The sequence below is a fragment of the Chitinophaga rupis genome, assembly GCF_900109685.1.
Classification (GTDB): domain Bacteria; phylum Bacteroidota; class Bacteroidia; order Chitinophagales; family Chitinophagaceae; genus Chitinophaga; species Chitinophaga rupis.
Window position 1 is genome coordinate 493,011 of record NZ_FOBB01000004.1, and the last position, 19,770, is coordinate 512,780.

General features: G+C 49.4%; 13 protein-coding genes. 1 reads left to right on the forward strand and 12 read right to left on the reverse strand.

The features are described from left to right. The 4 genes from BMZ54_RS18860 to BMZ54_RS18875 form a co-directional block, all read right to left on the reverse strand. Positions 1 to 708: a hypothetical protein gene (locus BMZ54_RS18860; RefSeq protein ID WP_089915364.1), complete on the reverse strand. Its 708-nt coding sequence runs from the start codon at positions 706 to 708 to the stop codon at positions 1 to 3. Between the two features lie 77 nt (positions 709 to 785). Continuing rightward, positions 786 to 1,412 (reverse strand): response regulator, encoded by a 627-nt coding sequence (locus BMZ54_RS18865; RefSeq protein ID WP_089915366.1) that lies wholly within the window; start codon positions 1,410 to 1,412, stop codon positions 786 to 788. Positions 1,413 to 1,458: 46 nt separating this feature from the next. Next, entirely contained in the window at positions 1,459 to 3,378 is a 1,920-nt protein-coding gene (locus tag BMZ54_RS18870) for an ATP-binding protein (protein WP_162277606.1), read from the reverse strand. A gap of 112 nt (positions 3,379 to 3,490) precedes the next feature. Further along, complete coding sequence (locus BMZ54_RS18875) at positions 3,491 to 4,576, reverse strand: glycoside hydrolase 5 family protein (RefSeq protein ID WP_089915372.1); 1,086 nt, start codon at positions 4,574 to 4,576, stop codon at positions 3,491 to 3,493. Between the two features lie 82 nt (positions 4,577 to 4,658). Between BMZ54_RS18875 and BMZ54_RS18880 the strand changes: the two genes are divergently transcribed. After that, on the forward strand, positions 4,659 to 5,012 hold the full coding sequence (locus tag BMZ54_RS18880) for a hypothetical protein (protein ID WP_143081067.1): 354 nt from the start codon (positions 4,659 to 4,661) through the stop codon (positions 5,010 to 5,012). Here the strand turns inward: BMZ54_RS18880 and BMZ54_RS18885 are convergent. The 8 genes from BMZ54_RS18885 to BMZ54_RS18920 form a co-directional block, all read right to left on the reverse strand. Next, on the reverse strand, positions 4,989 to 5,372 hold the full coding sequence (locus BMZ54_RS18885; protein ID WP_089915378.1) for a DUF3037 domain-containing protein: 384 nt from the start codon (positions 5,370 to 5,372) through the stop codon (positions 4,989 to 4,991). The two genes, BMZ54_RS18880 and BMZ54_RS18885, sit on opposite strands and share 24 nt — an antisense overlap. Next, the gene (locus BMZ54_RS18890) at positions 5,350 to 6,150 is read right to left on the reverse strand and encodes a HipA family kinase (protein WP_089915381.1); all 801 of its coding nucleotides are present in this window, start codon (positions 6,148 to 6,150) and stop codon (positions 5,350 to 5,352) included. The genes BMZ54_RS18885 and BMZ54_RS18890 overlap by 23 nt, the downstream gene beginning before the upstream one ends. Before the next feature lie 24 nt (positions 6,151 to 6,174). Then, complete coding sequence (locus BMZ54_RS18895; protein ID WP_089915384.1) at positions 6,175 to 7,374, reverse strand: MFS transporter; 1,200 nt, start codon at positions 7,372 to 7,374, stop codon at positions 6,175 to 6,177. A 123-nt stretch (positions 7,375 to 7,497) separates the two neighbouring features. After that, on the reverse strand, positions 7,498 to 8,757 hold the full coding sequence (locus BMZ54_RS18900) for a sensor histidine kinase (RefSeq protein WP_238386619.1): 1,260 nt from the start codon (positions 8,755 to 8,757) through the stop codon (positions 7,498 to 7,500). Positions 8,758 to 8,780: 23 nt separating this feature from the next. Then, positions 8,781 to 14,060, reverse strand: coding sequence for a HAMP domain-containing protein (locus tag BMZ54_RS18905; protein ID WP_089915387.1), 5,280 nt, complete (start codon positions 14,058 to 14,060; stop codon positions 8,781 to 8,783). A 186-nt stretch (positions 14,061 to 14,246) separates the two neighbouring features. Next, positions 14,247 to 16,580 (reverse strand): GAF domain-containing protein, encoded by a 2,334-nt coding sequence (locus BMZ54_RS18910; RefSeq protein WP_089915390.1) that lies wholly within the window; start codon positions 16,578 to 16,580, stop codon positions 14,247 to 14,249. Positions 16,581 to 17,024: 444 nt separating this feature from the next. Further along, positions 17,025 to 17,318, reverse strand: a complete 294-nt coding sequence (locus tag BMZ54_RS18915) for a hypothetical protein (RefSeq protein WP_089915393.1) — start codon at positions 17,316 to 17,318, stop codon at positions 17,025 to 17,027. A 161-nt stretch (positions 17,319 to 17,479) separates the two neighbouring features. Beyond that, on the reverse strand, positions 17,480 to 19,603 hold the full coding sequence (locus BMZ54_RS18920) for a T9SS type A sorting domain-containing protein (RefSeq protein WP_089915396.1): 2,124 nt from the start codon (positions 19,601 to 19,603) through the stop codon (positions 17,480 to 17,482). Positions 19,604 to 19,770 lie beyond the last annotated feature (167 nt).

The following is a 19,770-nucleotide window of genomic DNA, read 5'->3' on the forward strand; positions in this document are numbered from 1 at the left end:
TTACCGCCCCAGCCTGAACCCGGCCTTTACGCTGAACCCAAAGTTCACCGGCGATGATTCCATCTGCACGCCATCTTCATTAGGCTCCCAGTCTGTAAAAGAAGTGCCTATCAGCCCGAAATGAACTGCCGGGGTAATGGTAACGGATCCAAACTCAAAATTCACGCCTGCTGCGCCGTTGAACAACAACACATATTCATTCCAGCCTTCTGTATAGCTGAAATAGTCACTGGAGGCAAACTCACCTGCATCTTTACCATTATTGTGCAAAAAAGTGAACTGCGGGCCTAAACCTACAAACGGCGCAATCCCCACTTTACCGCCTACCGGTATGGGATATACGGCTTTAAGCAGTACATTGATACCAGCTGCTTTGCCTCCGCCTGAAATTACATCATCATTAGGCAACCATTCCCCTTTTGCCTTGCCGGTTATACCCAGCAGCAGGTCGCCATTGAGATCAAAATGTACGGGGCCTGCTTTGAACAGCGACCTTTTTTCAATCGACAGCGTGATCATGTTACTGTTAATGCTGTGAATGGGATAATTATCGTACCGGGGATTACCGTCAAAGCGGTGATAGTACCAATTGGTTTTGTAATGCATGCGCGCAAAGCCGATACCGGCGTACCATCCACCGCGGTTATCTGTTTGCGCCTGCAATGCAAAAGGAAAGAGTAAAAGCAGAAGGAAGAAGACCGGTTTCATATGCTGGGTTTAAAAAGTTTTGATGGTTCAAAACTACCCAGCGGGCAAAAGCTGTACAATAGAACAATGGTTATACGCTATTTACGAGGCTGCCCAAATACTTTGTTCAGCGCCTCTGTACGGTTCTGCACATGCAGGCGTTCGTAAATGTTGTGTATATGCTGGCGCACTGTGCCGGTGCTAATGTGCAGCTGCTCTGCTATCTCTTTATACAACAGCCCTTTGGCTAAAAGGGTCAGCACTTCCATTTCGCGGGGCGAAAGGGGGGCAGGTTCCGGGCTGCGATGAAAAGAAGCTACCACTTTGCGCGCTATGCTGATGCTCATGGGCGATCCGCCTTCGTGCAGCTCTTTCAGCGCAGCAATGATCTTGTCCGGGGCGGTATCTTTTAACAGGTAGCCGCTTGCGCCGGCTGCCAGCGCTTCAAATACCTGGTCGCTGTCTTCATAAATAGTGAAGATCATGAACTGCATTTTAGCGCCGGCTGCTTTTAGCTGCCGTATGCAATCCACGCCGGTAGCGCCGGGCAGCGCAATATCCATGATCACCAGGTCGGGCGGGTCGGCTAACAGGCCTTTACCTGCTGCTTCTGCGTTGTCGTATACAGAAAGACAGCTGAAGCCTGGTGTTTGGTTCACCAGGAAGCGCATGCCTTCGCGTATTTCCGTAATGTCTTCCACTATACTTACCTGTATTGCTTCCATGTTATAAAATTGATCTATTTACCAGTATCCTGGTATATAACAAAAGTTATAGTGCCAGGGGCGCCGTTAAATGTACGGTAGTGCCCTCATGGTTCATTACCTGCAAAGCGCCGCCTATTTGCTGCATGCGCCGGTCCATGTTCTTTAATCCATTGCCAAAGGGGCGGTCTGCTGTAGCATCAAAGCCATGGCCATCATCCTGTATAGTTATAGTAAGGCGGTTGTTAACGGTGATGGTTATATGTACTTCCGTGGCGCCGGCATGTTTTATTACGTTATGCACTGCTTCCTTAGCGGCCAGGTACAGGTTACGGCGCAGCTCCTGGGGAATGTTTATTGCGGGAATATTTTCCGGCATATGAAAATGGTAGGCTAATCCTGCGTTTTCCAGCGCTTCTGCAGTGTTCACCCGGATGTATGCAATAAGGCTGTCCAGGGAGTTCTGCTCCGGGTTCATGGTCCAGATGATCTCATTCATTTTGCGAACCAGGTCTGCGGCCGTACGCTGAATTTTAACGGCGGCTGTTTCCGGCTCACGGATGCTGCGGCTCAGGAATAACATAGCGGTTAACCCGGATCCCATATCGTCATGCATTTCCTGGCTAATGCGCTGCCGCTCCTGCAGCTGTCCTTCCAGCAAGGCTTTCAGGCGCACATTTTCCTGCCCGGCCTGCAGCACCTGCTGTTTTTGCCGGTAATAGCGGTACGTGAGCAGCAGCAATAAGCATAAAATAAGAATGCCTGCAATGGCGGCTATTAACCACAAACGCTGCCGCAATGCCTGCCGGTCTTTTTCCAGCAGCTGGTGCTGCTTTTTCTCCACTTCGTATTTGGTTTCCAGCTCCTGGATATTCTTTTGCAGGTTATCATTCATCAGCGCATCGCGGGTAGAATCGTACAGGTAGCGGTATTGTCTTGACAGCGGTTGGTTGCCCAACGCAATTTGTATATCAGACATCAGCAGCAGCAACCCACGTGTTACTTCTTTCTGGTCATGCGCCTTTGCATAAGCCAGGGCCGTATCTGCGCTGATAGCGGCCTGCCTGTATTGTTTTGTCCAGTACAGGCCTTCTGTAATTCCTTGCATGGCAATAGCCTGCCCATTTACATCATCCAGCATGCGGGCCAATGGCAGCGCCGATCTGAAAGTGGCTAAATACTGATCGTAATGATTGGTTCTTTTATAACTGTTGCCCAGGCTCATAAGCGCTGATTCCTGCAAAGTAATATCATCCAGCTGCTTACCGGTGTTATAGGCGCGTTGTGCATAATGTACGGCAGCGGCAGTGCTGTCCAGATCCTGCAGGGAATTGGCCAGGTTACTACAGGCCGCACCCACGGCGTATTCATTACCACTCTGCTCACCGTACTGCAGGGCCTTACGGGCGTATTGATATGCTTTATCCAGCTGGTGCAGGTTACGGTACATGCCACATAAATTACCGTACATAAGGGACAGCATGCCAAGATCGCCGCTGCTTTCCAGCAGTGGTAAGGATTTCATGTAATAGTCTGCCGCCCTGCCATAATCTTCTTTATACTGGTATACCACACCGGTATTGATCAACACTTTTACCAGCAGCTCCTGTAACCCGTAGCGGCGGCAGGTATCCACTGCCTGCAGATCCAGCTTCAGCGATTCATTATACCGGCCCTGCATGTTTAATACAGCAGTATAGTTATTCACATACCGTACAAAACCGGCGGGGTAATGCAGCTGCACGCTCAGGCGCTGCGCCTGCTCATAGTAATACAAAGCGGAATCGGGCATGTTGTTCTCATACTGCTGCCCCAAAGTAATGAAGGTCATTACCTTATTGGTATCTGCAGGCAGGGCATGGAGCACACGCCGCAGGCTGTCGCGGTTAAGCCCTGTTAACATTTGCGCCCGGGTATCCGCCATGCGCAGGGTTAACAGCATTACCAGCATGCATATATGCAACAACGGGCGGGATATATGTTTCATGGCCTTTGTATTAACGGGGATGTACGCAATACAAGATAGGTATTTATAAAATAAAAATTCCCCGGCACTACGGTACCGGGGAATCATACATAAATTAAGTTAAATCAGCGGTTTATTTGCCGTTCAGCTTTTTAATAAGGTTTACTTCATCCTGGCGGTACGGGGTGCCATCCTTATCAAAAATATCATGGAACCATTCTATTGGCTGGCTGCCATCCGGTAAGGGAGTATCCCAGGCATAGATAGTATTGGTTTTACCATTTACAAAACCCCAGTTAATAGCGCCTACCTTTTCTTTTTTAAGCAGGGGCAGGGTGTTGGAAAAACGGCTGTTGCGTGTGCGGGCCATGTATTCTGTACAGATCAGCGGGCGGCCATTGGCTTTTAACAGCTCTATTACACGCTGATGCCATTGCGGCTCTTCATAATCATGATAGGTAACAATATCGGAATGGGTGAGCTGGAAAGTATTCAGGTTTTCCAGGCCCCAGGACCATAAGCCAGCGCTGATGGGCTGATCAGGATTTACTTCCCTTGCCCATTTAAACACGCTGGTCAGCAGCGCCATGGAAGAATCGCCCTTTTTATTATTACCAGGTTCGTTATACAGATCCCACAGCAGAATGCGTTTGTCGTGCGCAAAATGGGTGAGCACATCTTTCACATATTTTTCCAGCGGCGGAAAGTTGGCCGGGTCGGAAGAAGCGGGCTGCCCGGGATCCTGCATCCAGCCGGAGTTATGAATGCCTGGTTTAACATCCGGCTGCTTACCTGCTTTGGGTTCTTTGTTCCAGCAATCGTCAAAGAACACCAGCAGCGGCTGAATGTGATGTTTTTCTGCAATGGCCAGGAACTCGCCTACCCGTTTTTTAAATCCTTCCGGATCCTGCTGCCAGGCTACGGAATGCAGGAATACGCGCATGGTGTTAAAACCGATATTTTCTGCCCAGCCTAATTCCTTATCAATAGTGGCAGGGTCAAAAGTAGCTGCCTGCCACATTTCCAGCTGGTTAATGGCATTGGCAGGAATGTAATTGGCGCCGGTTATCCAGGGGTGCTCACTGTACCATTGATTGGCTTTTTCAACAGACCATTGCTGGCCCGGTGTAGCTGTTTCCGTTTGCTTTTTCTTTTGTGCATTTGCATTGCCTGTTACTACAGACAATAGAAGCAGGAGTGTCCAGTTCTTTATTCGCATGGGTGATTAATTTTCAGTTCCAAAACGTGGTTTAATGCGTATAAAGATAATGTTTGTGGATATTTCATTTGTATCAATATGTATGCAAAACATCTCAAACTTATCAATACCATCAACCTGCTTTTTTACGTACTTTACTGCTATGCTGAAAAAAATAGGACCGGATAAGTGGACGCATTTTTATGTGGGCATCCTGATGGGCGCCCTGCTGCAAAGCATGGCCTGGTACCTGCTGCCGGGCAGGCCCCTGCTGGATACGCTGCTTACTTTTTTGGCCGTAGTGGCCATCAGCTATGGTTTTGAGGTAGTATCGCTGGTAACAGGCAAAGGACACTACGAGGTAATGGATGCCATTGCCGCTGTTATAGGCGGCATTATTGGCATGGGCATAGGCGGCATCTTTATTTATGTATTAGAGCACCAGCTGAGCGTGTAGCCGTTGCAAAGCAAATTCCGGATCACTGCAAAAACCGGTATGCACGCGGGAGGTTTGTAAAATGGTGCTGCGTGTAGCCGTGAGCCAGCGGAAGCGCAAAGCCACTTCCAGCTGCCCTATAGGCCCGCTCTTAGCGCCTCCGCAGCAGATCTGCTCAAAGGCGCGCAAATAATCCCTTACTTCCTGCACATCGGTACCGGGGCCTATCACCCGTAACTTTTCTTCATCCAAAGTAAACACCGCCTGCAGGAACTTACGCTCCTTGCAGTAGAGAATAACGCCTACATTGATGAATTCCTCCCGCTCCACCCGGGGTACGATGCGGATAACGGCGTATTCAAATAAGACTTTCCCTTGCATGTTGTGCGGCTTTTACAAAAATTTCTGACGATGCGATGCGTGTGGTTAAAAACTGTATATATACTTCCCGGCGTTCATTGGCGTCTCCTGCCTCCTGTGTATCTGCCAGCAGCCATTCATCCGGCACCAGCGATACAATAGCGCGGATACGCTCCTCCGTAAGAATGGCGCGGCCTGCCAGATCTGCGGAATCCAGCTGGGAGGCCTGCGGCAGCAGCACATGATCCTTTACCTGGGCAAAGGGCCGCAGCGCATGCTCCTTCCAGTTGGTCCAGGTGTGGTGAAAATATAAAGAGGCGCCATGATCTATCAGCCACAGCTCCCGCCCCCACATGAGCATATTGGTGTTACGCGCCGTACGGTCCACATTCGTGATCAGGCAATCCAGCCACACGATCTGCGAGGCCAGCGAGGCATTGATGGTATATACCGCAGGATCAAAAGTAATGGAGCTTTCCAGGTAATGCAGCCCCAGGTTAAGACCTACACTGGCTTTCAGCAGGTCCTGTATTTCCTCATCAGGCTCTGTACGGCCAAAGGCGGTATCCAGGTTAGCGAATACTATTTCCGGCACTTTCAAGCCTAATGCCCGGGCCAGCTCCCCGCCTATCAGCTCTGCTATCAGGGCCTTAATTCCCTGCCCTGCGCCCCTGAATTTGAGCACGTATAAAAAGTCGTCATCTGCTTCTGCAATAGCCGGCATAGAGCCACCTTCACGTAAAGGCGTTACATACCGCATTACATTCACAAACCGTATGGGTGATGTAGTGTTGTTCATACCAGGGGGAAAGTTAACACCTTTTTATTTTTTGTTAATGAATTTGAAGGCAAGCGCGCAGCTGATACATACAATAATAAGCGTGATCCATAAAGCATTGTAACCCCATGTTTGCGTGATCAGCGCGCCACCACCCGGTCCCAGCACCTGCGCGGCCGACCAGGTTACCGCAAAAGCAGCCGCAAATTTACCGCGGTTATGCTCATTTGCTTTGCTCATGATCACCGTATTAATAAAAGGTAAGGCCATCATTTCCCCCAGGGTTAAAAAGATCATGGAGCCGGCTGCAGCTACCATGGGCGCCATACCCGGCACTACCAGCAGCGTGTAGCCCAGGGCGGTAGCTATAACGCCTGAAATAATATAATAAATGGCAGAACGGCGGCTTTCCCAGTAACGTACCAGCACCATTTCAAACAGGGCAATGATAACGCCGTTGAGGCCTAACAGCATACCAATAGTGGCTTCATTAATGTGCAGGCTTTCTTTCCAGTATACAGGGGCCAGGCGGAACATGATCATAAAACAGCTCATGTAAATGATCACTACCATTAAGAATTTTAAGAGATAGCTGTTTTTCCAGGGAGAAGATTGTTCCGGCGCTTTTTCCGCTACTACAGCGGGCTTTACCGGCTGCTTAACGGCCGGTAATAAGGTGAGCACCAGCCCCCCAACGATCATATACACCACCCCTTCCACCCAAAACAGCAGGTGATAATTAATAGCGGCCAGTATACCGCCAACAGAAGTGCCCAGCGCCCAGCCAATGTTCATGGCCAGCCGGTTCAGGGAGTAAGAGCGGGTAAGGTTCTGCGGGGTGGAATAAGCGGCTACTGCAGCGGCATTGGCCGGGCGAAACGCCTCTACCACAAAACTAAGCAGCACTGTCATTACACACAGCAGGGAAAAATCCTGCACATAGCCGAACAACAGGAACAACAGGCCGCCTGCTATGGCGGTAAATACCTGTACAGCGCGGAAGCTGAACCGGTCTATAAAATAGCCGCTTACACTGGAACCCGCTACTGCACCGGCGCCGAACAGGGTAATGATCAACCCTGCATCTGCAATGCTGCGGTGCATGCTTTGTGTAATATACATACTCATAAAAGGCGCTACCATGGTGCTGGAACGGTTTACCAGCAATACAAGGCTTAGCAGCCAGGTTTCCCGGCTCAGATCACTGAAGGAGGACCTATAGGTGTGTGCAATTTTAAGCAGCATAGCATGTTTGTTTTCAGGTACGGTACAAAGATGCTGACAAGCTGGTACCCCTGAATAGTCCAGATTATACAAAAGCAGTAGGCCAGGGAATGGTCCCTGGCCTACCGTAGTAATGTGATATCCCTACGCTAAGGAAACCTGCTTTTCCGGGATGCCGATGATAAAGGTGGCCCCGTCGTTCAGCACACTGGTGGCGGTTATGAAACCGTTGTGCTGCTCCATGATCTTTTTGCAGATGGAAAGGCCTATGCCCGATCCTTCAATTTCATGGTAGCTGTGCAGGCGTTTGAAAGGAATGAAAATATCGTCCAGGTACTTGGCTTCAAAACCAATTCCATTATCTTTTACATAAATATTGTAATACAGCTGCTCACTGTTCCCATTCTGGGGTATCAGCGGGGCCTCATGCCTGGCATAAATGTGCACTTCCGGCGCTACGCCCTTTTTGCAGAACTTAATAGCATTGGCAATCAGGTTATGGAATACCTGCTGTATCAGGGTGGGGATCACCAGGGTAGATGGCATTTCATCAATGGTGATACGCGCATCCACATGCTGGATCTTCAGCTCCAGCTCCTTTATTGCTTCACGGATCACGGTGCTGAGGTCTGTATGCACAAAATCCCCTTTGCTTACAGAATGCCGTGAAAACCGCAACAGGTCGCTGATAAGCTGCTGCATGCGTTCCGTGGCGTTGGTAATTTTCTGCACATGTTTATCCATCTCCCCTACGTTGCCTTTTTTCTGCACGATCAGGTCACTGAACATACGGATCTTGCGCAGGGGCTCCTGCAGATCGTGCGAGGCTATGTAGGCAAAGCGGTCCAGCTCTTCGTTGGCTGCTTTTAAGCGCTGATTGTTCTGCATCAGCTGGCGGTTCAGCTCCCGTACCCTTTGCTCGGAGGCTTCCCTTTCTTCGATCTCTTTTTGCAGGGAGGCGTTAATGCTCAGCAGCTTTTGCTCCTGTGCTATCAGCGATTGTGTTTTCTGGTACAGCTCTACAAACACACCTACCTTCATGCGCAGCAGTTCCGGGTTCACCGGCTTATAAATAAAATCTACCGCGCCTACTTTATAGCCTTTGAACATGGTTTCCTCTTCATGACTATAGGCTGTAATAAAGATGATGGGAATATTCTTTAACCTGTCACGCTGATAAATGAGAGAAGCGGTTTCAAAGCCGTTCATGTCCGGCATCTGCACATCCATCAATATCAGGGAAAAGTCATATTCCGTGAGCAGTATTTTTAATGCTGCCCGCCCGGAGCTGGCTTTGACCGTGACATAATTTTCCCGCTCCAGTATGGTGGAGATGGATAATAAGTTATCCGGCCTGTCGTCTACCACTAATATTTTTATTGGATCATTTTCCTGCAACCGCATATAGTTTTAAGTATCCTTTTCTTTTACCTGTATAGCCAGATGCGCATCAGAGACAGCAGCTGGTCAATTTTCAGAGGTTTGGTAATGTAATCGGAGGCTCCTGCTTCCAGGCATTTCTCCCGGTCCCCCTTCATGGCTTTTGCGGTGACGGCAATAATAGGTAATGCGCTGTTCTTATGCTCCCTCCGTATCTTCTGCATGGTTTCATACCCATCCATTTCAGGCATCATAATATCCATAAGCACAATATCTATGTCGTTGTTCTCCGCCATAATGTTAATGGCCTCCCGGCCGCTTTCCGCCGTGATGGTATTGATGTGATACCGTTCAAAGGCAGTGGTAAGGGCAAACAGGTTACGCACATCATCATCCACTACCAGCACATTTTTATGCAGCAGCACATCTTTCTGCGAGCGCAGCTCTTCGATCATACGCCGTTTTTCCGGCTGCAGCGCGTTGTGGTTCAGATGCAGCTGCATAACAGTTTCTTCCAGCAGCAGCTCCAGGGAGCTGGCGCTTTTCAGTAAGATCTTGTTTGCATACTGTTTCAGCCGGTTTTTTTCCTTGTTGGAAAAATCTTTGGCTGAATATACGATCACCGGCGTGGTATTGAGCTTGTTGATGGTATAAATATTCGTTATAAATTCTACGCCATCAATATCCGGCAGCATATAATCTGCAATAATGCAATCGTAGGCGGTAGTATTAATATGTTCCAATGCTTTTTTACCATTGGGCGCTACCTCAATCTCTATCAGGTCTTCATTATCCAGCACACCGGCTATCTGGGAGGCTTCCAGCTCATTATCCTCTACTACCAGCACCCGTTTGGATCTGCGGCCATCCTGCTCAATTATATTATTAAACAATACGGTGAGCGCTTCTGCTTTCATGGGCTTCAGGTTAAAGCTGCGCGCGCCGCGGTGCATGGCCAGCATACGGTTCTCCTCACCGGAAATGAGGTGAATGGGTATATGCCGCAGGTTCACATCGTTCTTAAACAGGTCCAGCACACGCCAGCCGCTGGCATCCGGCAGCTTTACATCTAAAGTAACGGCAATGGGATTGTATTTATTGGTCAGGTCAAATACTTCTCCAAAACTGGTAGCTACCACAACTTTCAGGCCCATTTCGTGCGCCTTCTCCTGCATGATCTTGGCAAAACGCACATCGTCTTCCACAATCAGCATCACCTTGTCCGTTTCAGTTATATGTGTGCGGTCGTCCCCGATCTCGTTAATGATCTCGTTCAGCCCTTCCAGGTCGCGGGTATCCGCGGTTTTCACGGTAGGTACGGACTGGATCACGGCACTATCATCGCCCTCTGATAATTTATACTCCCCTACTTTCAGCAGGTTGCTTTGTTTTTCTTTTTTGATGGCAGCCGGGTTATACTGCAAGGGCAGGAACAGGGTAAAGGCGCTTCCTCTTCCGGCCTCGCTTTCCAGCTCAATGGAACCACCCAGCAGATCGGCCAGGCCACGGCTGATGGACAGCCCTAAGCCGGTACCGCCGTATTTGCGGCTGGTAGAACCTTCTGCCTGCTGAAAGGCTTCAAAGATAATATTCTGCTTATCCTTGGAAATGCCGATGCCGGTATCCCTGATCTCAAATGCCACTACACGGCCTGCATTATCCAGGCTGGCATTGGCGGTTTTCCAGTTGCGTGTGGCTTCATATATCCGTAACCGTACTTCGCCCTTTTCTGTGAACTTGAAAGCGTTGGACAACAGGTTCTTCAGGATCTGGTTCAAACGCTGCACATCCGTTTCCAGGCTTTGCGGCAGCTGTTCATCGATCGTAATACCAAAGCGCAGATTCTTGCTTTCGGAGATATGCTTGAACGTAGTTTCCACAAAGGCCACCACCTCACCAAAACGTACATTGATAAAGTCTGTGGAAATATAACCGGATTCAATCTTGGACAGATCCAGGATATCGTTGATCAGCTGTATCAGGTCGTCCCCGCAGCTATGGATGGTTTTGGCGTAACGTACCTGTTTTTCGCTCAGGTTACCTTCATGGTTCTCATACAGCTGCTGCGCCAGTATGAGTAAGGAGTTCAGCGGTGTGCGCAGCTCATGCGACATATTGGCCAGGAACTCTGATTTGTACTTGGAAGTAAGCTGCAGCTGTTCCGCTTTTTCTTCCAGGGAACGGCGCGCTTCTTCCACCTCCATGTTCTTTTCTTCCACTTCCTCCTTCTGTTTTACCAGCAGGTGGGCTTTATCCTGCAGCTCTTCGTTGGTTCTTCTCAGCTCATCGGCCAGTGACTGGGACTGTTCCAGCAGGGCCTCTGTACGGGAGTTGGCCTCAATGGTGTTTAACACAATACCGATACTTTCCGTTAGCTGGCTTAAGAAGTCGAGGTGGGTTTGGTTAAATGTATCAAAAGAGGCCAGCTCAATCACAGCCTTGATCTGCGTTTCAAACAACACCGGTAATACAATGAGGTTTAGCGGCCGGGCTTCTCCCAGGCCGGAGCTTATTTTAATATAATCACCCGGTACATTGGTAAGCAGGATCTGTTTCTTTTCCACGGCGCACTGCCCTACCAGGCCCTGTCCCAGCGAGAACTCACGGCTCAGGGTTACTTCATCGCCGTAAGCATAGGCTGCAAACAGCTTCAGCTTGGGGTTGGCCGATTCATCTTCCAGGATATAGAACATCCCTTTCTGCGCATTCACCACCTGCGCCAGCTCAGAAAGGATACGGCGGGTTACCGTGTTCAGGTCTTTCTGACCCTGCAGCATTTGCGTGAACTTGGCCAGGTTGGATTTCAGCCAGTCCTGTTCCTGGTTACGCAGCGTGGTTTCCTTCAGATTGGCGATCATCTGGTTAATGGTATCTTTCAGCTCTTCCACCTCACCTTTGGCTTCCACACGGATCATTTGCGTAAGGTCACCTTTGGTTACGGCAGATGCTACCGCGGAAATGGCTCGCACCTGCGTGGTAAGGTTCTCTGCCAGCTGGTTCACGTTCTCCGTAAGGTTCTTCCAGATACCGGATGCGCCGGGCACACTTGCCTGGCCGCCCAAACGCCCTTCCACACCCACTTCACGGGCCACGGTAGTTACCTGGTCGGCAAACACCGCCAGGGTATCGATCATTTCATTAATAGTTTCTGTTAACTGCGCCACCTCACCGCGGGATACGATGGAGAGCTTTTGTTTCAGGTTACCGGTAGCCACAGAAGTTACTACTTTGGCAATACCGCGCACCTGGTTGGTAAGGTTAAAGGCCATCATGTTCACGGAGTCGGTAAGGTCTTTCCAGGTACCGCCCACACCCTGCACTTCGGCCTGGCCACCCAGCTTACCTTCCGTACCTACTTCACGCGCCACACGCGTTACCTCAAAAGCAAAGGAGTTCAGCTGATCCACCATGGTGTTGATGGTGTTCTTCAGGTCTAATATTTCGCCCTTTACGTCAATGGTCACTTTTTTAGACAGGTCACCGGAGGCCACCGCCTTGGTTACTTCCGCAATGTTACGCACCTGCGAGGTAAGGTTACCCGTCATCTGGTTCACAGAATCTGTTAAGTCCTTCCAGGTACCGGCTACACCAGGTACAAATGCCTGGCCGCCCAGCTTACCATCCGTACCCACCTCACGCGCCACACGCGTTACTTCGGAGGCAAATGCGCGCAGCTGCTCCACCATGGTGTTGATGGTATTTTTCAGCTTCAGGATCTCGCCTTTTACATCCACCTCAATCTTACGCGACAGGTCACCGTTGGCCACCGCGGTTGTTACTTCCGCAATGTTACGCACCTGCGAAGTAAGGTTGGAGGCCATGATGTTCACGGAATCCGTTAAGTCTTTCCACAGGCCTTTTACCCCCGGCACATCGGCCTGGCCGCCCAGCTTACCTTCGGAACCTACTTCACGCGCCACGCGGAATACTTCGGAACCAAATGCATTCAGCTGATCCACCATGGTATTGATGGTATTTTTCAGCTCTAATATTTCTCCCTTTACATCCACCGTGATCTTGCGCGAAAGGTCGCCTTTGGCCACGGCGGTGGTTACTTCTGCAATGTTACGCACCTGAGCCGTGAGGTTGGATCCCATCTGGTTCACGGAATCTGTTAAGTCTTTCCAGGTACCGCCCACACCCTGCACTTTAGCCTGGCCGCCCAGCTTACCTTCCGTACCTACTTCCAGCGCCACGCGCGTTACTTCAGAGGCAAAGGAGTTCAGCTGATCCACCATGGTGTTAATGGTGTTCTTCAATTCCAGGATCTCCCCGCGCACGTCCACGGTAATTTTACGGGAAAGGTCACCCAGCGCCACGGCGGTGGTTACATCTGCAATGTTACGCACCTGCGCGGTGAGGTTACCGGCCATCTGGTTCACGGAATCGGTCAGGTCTTTCCATACACCGCCTACCCCTTTTACCGTGGCCTGGCCGCCCAGCTTACCTTCTGTACCCACCTCACGCGCCACGCGCGTTACTTCGGAGGAGAAGGAGTTCAGCTGGTCCACCATGGTGTTAATAGTATCTTTCAGCTCCAGGATCTCTCCCTTCACATCTACTGTGATCTTTTTAGACAGGTCGCCACGTGCCACGGCGGTAGTTACATCTGCAATGTTACGCACCTGCGCTGTCAGGTTATCCGCCATCTGGTTCACGGAATCCGTCAGGTCTTTCCACACCCCGGCTACGTCTTTTACCTTTGCCTGGCCGCCCAGCTTACCTTCAGAACCTACTTCCAGCGCCACGCGCGTTACTTCGCGGGAGAAGAGGTTCAGCTGCTTCACCATCCCGTTCACCTCTGTTGCAATACGCGCAAACTCACCCTGCAGCAAATGGTCTTCTATCTGCAGGGTCATTTCCTGCGACAGATCGCCTTTGGCCACGGAGCTGATCACATGCGCTATTTCAATGGTGGGATGCACCAGGTCGGAGATCAGGCTATTGATGGAGCCTACCGCTTCATTCCACGCGCCTTTGGCCGTGCGGGGCATGGCTACACGGTGATTGAGCTTTCCCATTTTACCAATGGTATTACGGGCCAGCAGCAGCTCCTCTACCAACGTTTCATTAAGGGTAATGATCTCATTCACGGTATCACAGATCTTACCGCTCAGCCCAATATTATCAACGGGCATGCGTACACTGAAATTACCCCCCTTTACTTCGGAAAGCACCTGTAATAGCTGGCGGCTGTCCAGCTCATCGTGTAACTGCTGAGATACAGTAGCGATCTTTTTACTTTTTTCAGAGGCAGGTATGGCTTTTTTTGATGCACTCCTGGCCGGCGATGCAACGGGTCCGGCACTTTTCTTCCTGGTATTCATTATTGCGGCATTAGAGCGATTAAAAAACTCAATTATGAAAGTTAAGACTTATCCAGCACCGTACTAAAAATTATTAGGATACGCATGTGTAGCTAATCCCCATGGAAGAGGCTGCCACATTGACGATACCATGCGTTTGGTCTTTCAAAATAAAGATAATGTAATATGTTTACAAAGAGTAATATTTTAAGCCACTCCTACACGTAGTGCTTTGAGCCCGCTAAGGCCCTGCAGGTCTTCCAGCTCCAGCTCTTCCAGGTCGTTTTGCAGCACGCCTGTTTCCTGCATGTATTGCAGGTACGGTAAATAGTCGTCTATATCTTTCCGGTTAAAATAAATGAGCGCGATCTTATCTACCTGGGTTAAACGTTCATCGGTATTGCGGATATGCACTTTATCGATCCGCTTTTTGATCATCTGGTAGCGGATGTTGTAGGTGCCTTCTACATCAAACCTCCTTTCATCTGCGCGGAAGCTGATATCAATGGTATGGTTATGGGCAAAGATCAGCTGTGTGGTACGCAGCTGCTGCGGCATATCCGGCAGCAGGGAACGGGTAAGCCTGGTAATGGCTGCCATGGAGGAAAGCTGCCACAGGCGCAGGTTCTTAAGATGAAAATGATCAAACACCCGGTTAGGGGAAATAGACTGCCCTATGTAAATATCATATTCAATACCATCTGTACGGAACTTTTCAAAGTAGCAGGGATAGGCTTGCTGCAGCTTATCTTTTTCCGTTTCAAAATAATTGTTGATGGCGTTATTGATCATTTGCATGGATGCTTCCAGCGCATTCCGGTTCTGCTGTACAGCCTCCCCGTTCCCCTGCAGTAATTTCAGATAGCCTTCAATATCATTGCGGGTAGTGGGTTCCTGCTGGGCAAGGTGTTTTAGGTAAGGCAGCGTGCCTTCTGTTAAAAAGTGATTCAGGTTGCTTTCATCCGTAGCATCCCATTCCTCCTGCTCCAGCACCTGCTGCCATTTGTTGCAGTTAAACAGGGCTTCTTCCAGCAGGGACGACGGATGTTCATGCTGCACTTTCACCAGCATTTCGCATAAAATGTGCAGGTGGTTATCCAGGTCGGCACGTACGGCCTTATTCCTTTCTATAGTAGAGTTGCGGATATCAATAGCGCCATATAAGGGGTATACATCATTGAAATGTACATTCTGCACTTTGGCGGGCAGCTGTTTCTTCCGCTGCTGTAAATAGTGCCAGGCAGCTTCGTTAAACTTCCATTGCACAGCAGGTTGCAGGGAAGTGAACTTTTCCATTACAATGTTCTCTATTTCCAGGTTAAACTCATCACGGTACACCTGCAGCAGCTGCCCGATGGCGCCAATGGCGGGTTCCAGCAGGGCCAGCGTTTTTTCATCAAAGGTATCATCGCCCCAGGTATGCATCCCCAGCACCCCTACGGGTGTACGTTCCAGGAAGATGGGCATTAGCGCCAGGGAGCGTACGCCCAGCTTGCGGAAGTCGTCCAGGAATTTATACTCTTCCTTTACTTCTTCCAGGAAAATATCCTGGGAGAAAAAGAAGCTGGGATTGGCGGCATAAGACTTTGCCTGGTCCCGGAAATCTTCCGGGGATAAGGTTTTCTCTCCCCATACAGAGAAAAGGATGCCGGTACCTGTTTTCTCAAAACCGTATACCGGTTCATCATTAATATGTACAAAGGGAAAAAGGTCGAACTCTATTTTGCTATTGCGTACCAGTGTTTTCAGGGACTGGATCACGGTATTCTGCGCGGTGGAATCTGTCCCGGGTTTGCGGTTCAGGCGCACCTTGCGGATATTATCTACCGCCTTATAGGGCGTAATATCCGTTACCGTTAGCATGGCCATGCCGCGGAACTCAAACATATCCAGCGGCAGCATATTTTCCATGATCTCGTAGCTGGCGCCTTCGCTCAGGTGCATGTACAGGCGGTTACAGTCCAGCTCCGGCAGCTCGCCTTTGGCGGTAACGGAAATAAAATCGGTATTTATATTTACACTGTAGTATTCCAGCAAACCGGTGGTTGTGCTGGTACCGGCATGGTATAAACCTGCTTTTACAGGCGACTGGAAATTATACAAACGTTTGAGGATAAACGAATAAACCAGCTGCAGGCGTTCCCGGCGGTAATCATCCGGGGTTTGGGTAACCTCGTACTTCTCATCTTTCTGGGTTAGCAGCGTAAACAGCAGCTCCGTACCATAAAAAATATGTGGCTGAAAGGGAAAGCTGAGACCCCAGGCCAGCTGCTGCTCATCTGCCACGGGCGAGGTATTACAGGCGTATATATACTCAAGCAGGGGCTCGTACTGGCTTATATTTTCCAGCGTGAGCGCTGTGCCGTTCTGCTGATAACTTTCAAACTGCTCCAGGACCTTTTTAAAAAATGCTGCCTTAACAGTAGACTCCCCTTCTGCCCGCTTTTTCAGGTATTCGATAAACGGGTCAAAAGAAAGCGTGGCATTCACAGGTAGTGAATAGGCCTGCTCCCCGGCTGCATTCAGTGTGATATTCTTCATGTTCGGAAATTCCCCCGGAAACTACACCGGTTTTTAAATTCACTGGTAAATTTAATGGTTTCCAGCATCTGTTATAAGTAAAAAATTAAAAAGCAAAAAGTAAAAAATGGAGGCGCATATGACACCTAACAGATGTTTTATATCGCTGATGCATTTTACTTTTTGCTTATTCGTAGTACCAGTGTCCTTTTTTAATTTTTACTTTTTTACTTTTTACTTTACCCGTAGTACCAGCATTCTGTTAAGTAAAAATTAAAAAGCAAAAAGTAAAAAATGGAGGCAGATATTACACCTAATGCAGATGCTTTATACCGCTGATGCATTTTACTTTTTGCCCTTTACTTTTACTCGTAGTACCGGCATTCTACTTTTAACTTTTACTTTTTTACTTTTTACTTTACCGTAGGGTCAGCATCCGGCTTTTTAATTTTTACCTTTTTACTTTTACTTTAACTTCTGCAGCATTTCTGTAGAGAGCGGATCGGACGATACCCCGTAACCGGTTACCAGCACACCCTTTTCCTTACCATCGTTTGAGGCAATGGCGTATACGGCAGCTTCATCTGCCGGATCGGTATTACCCTCGTAACGGTACACATCTACAATGGAAAAATCATCCAGGTGTAACCGGTTCTTTTCACTTACCAGGTAATTGCCTTCTATATTAAAATCTGTTGTAAATCCCTGTTTGCGCAATGCCTCAATGGCATTGGATACGGTATCATAATGTACTTCCATTTCACTTGGTTTAAAAGGTTACTGTAGCGGGTGCTTATCGAAGTTAATAAAATAAAAACCAATCCTCCCCTGTCATTGCCGCAAAAATAAAGCCGCCCCTGTTTAAAGCAGAGACGGCTGAGTAAATGATGACGTGGATATAGATGAATTGATGTAAGAAGCTATGGATGCACTACTACCAGTTTTTGGGTAACTACCTGCCCGCCCCGGTTAATGCGCAGGAAGTACACGCCACCCGGCAAATCGCTCACCGGCAGCGTGGCCTGCCCACCTTCGATATTGATCACCTGGTGGCCAATTACCCCGCCCGTAGCAGTTAAAATGCTGAGGTAACCCACCCCTTTCCAGCCATTGCTGAATTTAAGGATGGCCGTATTGCTTGCTGGCTGCGGGTATACCTGCAATAACCTGCTTTGACTGCTGCTTAGCGTTTTGTATACACTATCTGTAAACTGTGCAGGTACGGCGCTGCGCAGGGCTGAAGCGGTATCGCTGATCACAATATCATCTATGTAGGTTTTAAAGGTGCCGGTATCTGCGCTATGATCATAGGCCACCATAATACGGTCAATGGTTTTGCCATTTAACCAGGCGCCAATGTTACACAAAATGCGCTGCCAGGTATTTACTGTACCGTGCCCTGCGCCCGGATGCATGGAAGTACCGTTTTGGTCGGTAGCGCCAATGTCGCGCAGGGTAGTTCCGTCTGTCATAATCAGGTCTACGCTCACATAACGGGAAAGGTTATTGGTAGGAAACGTGCGGAAGCTGAGCTTTGTGCTGCCATTCACCGGTATGTTCACATCAAAGGCGCGGAAGTAATAATAGGAGCCGCCGCTGGCTGCATTATCCCTGCCTGCTGCGCGGATGGCGGAAGGACCGGTATAGCTGGTCTCGTTACTTACAATACCGCAAACAGGCGTGCTTACATTGCGGGGCACAGAGCTGGGATCCGCGCTATCCGTCCAGGTTAGCGTGGCATCATAACCAGGCTCCATACTGGTGCGGAACCACAGTGGTGCGCTGGCATAGGGGATGGTAACATTCGTGGTAAGGGGCGCGGTGCCTTTCAGCACTTTGGTGGCCTGCCCTGCCAGGCGCAGGTAAAAGTCAGGGCCAATAAAAGTACCGTCTGCGCTGGTAGTTAAAAAGTACTGGTTGTTAGGGATGGCAAAATAGCTGTCGGCCATTTTAGCGAACACGGTGCCTTCATCATATTCATCAAACATAGCGATGTAGGATGTGTTAAAGCCCAGGTTCTTAATGTTGTACAGCTGGCGCCAGAAGAACTCACCTTTGTTACGCGGGATCTGGTTGCGCGTACCCCCGTTCCAGTTACTCCAGGCAAAACCGGGAAACAATACAGGCTGGTAAGCAATATTATTGGTGTTGCAATAGGCCAGGTCCGGCGCTATGAGATTAGCGGCAAAATTATCGGCGCCGTTATTATCGCCAAAGCGCCCTACCGACCAGGGGGAGATCATATCAAAGGCATTGTATACCTGCGTGTAACCGCTCCAGGAATCGTTGTTGCCGGTGCGCCAGTACGTGGGTACCCCGCCTACCACATAATATCCTTTCCCTTTTAACCAGTTTATGATAGCCAGGCTGGCAGCAGGCGCATTTACGCGGCTGTTAAATCCAAAACCCCAGATGCATACTACCGGCTTGCCATTCTGGTGGGCATAGTAAGGCGAGTTGGTCACCTGCAGATCGTTTTCAATATGCAGCCAGTCATTCTTAAAAAAGGTGGTATCATCGGCGCTCATATCATACATGATATAAAAAATGCGCTGGTACTTTTCTGCTGCGCGGCGCATACGTACCGCAGTGCTATCGCGCTGGCTTTTAAAAACGCCGTCGCGGGTTTCGCCCAGGAAACGCTGCAGGGCTACGCCGTCAATCCCGTTCTGCTGCATCCATTTAAAATGCAGATCTACTGTTTCATAAGGGTAAGAGGTGAACAGCTTGGCGGGCCGGCCATCATTTAAATTTCCCAGGTTGGTCTGGAACAGCTGGGTGGCGGGGTATTCCGTTACATCCGGATAGGCTTCAAATGTAACGGCATTGGGCGCAGGGCTGCCGGTATTGGAGTTATACTGCCCGGCAGACCAGTGCCGCCAACGGGCTACGGGTGAGCCATCGCCATAACAGTTAAACCATCCCTGGTAACCACAAATGGTTTTACCAATAATAGCCTGTGCCGGAGTAGCCACCTGCGCGCGGGAAAAATTAGGGCCGGAGAGCAGGGCCAGTGCAAACAATATTTGTAACCATCTTTTCATAGCTGATATGGAATTTGATGAGGTTACAAAGTAGCCGGGGAGGATTAACAGAACACTTAATAATTCACTAATTGCCGCATGATCCGGGAAATATGCGGAGAGTTTCCGGGAAAGGTACAGGAAGCGCCATGAAGCTTTATGTTATTACAGCAACCTCCTGCCCTGCC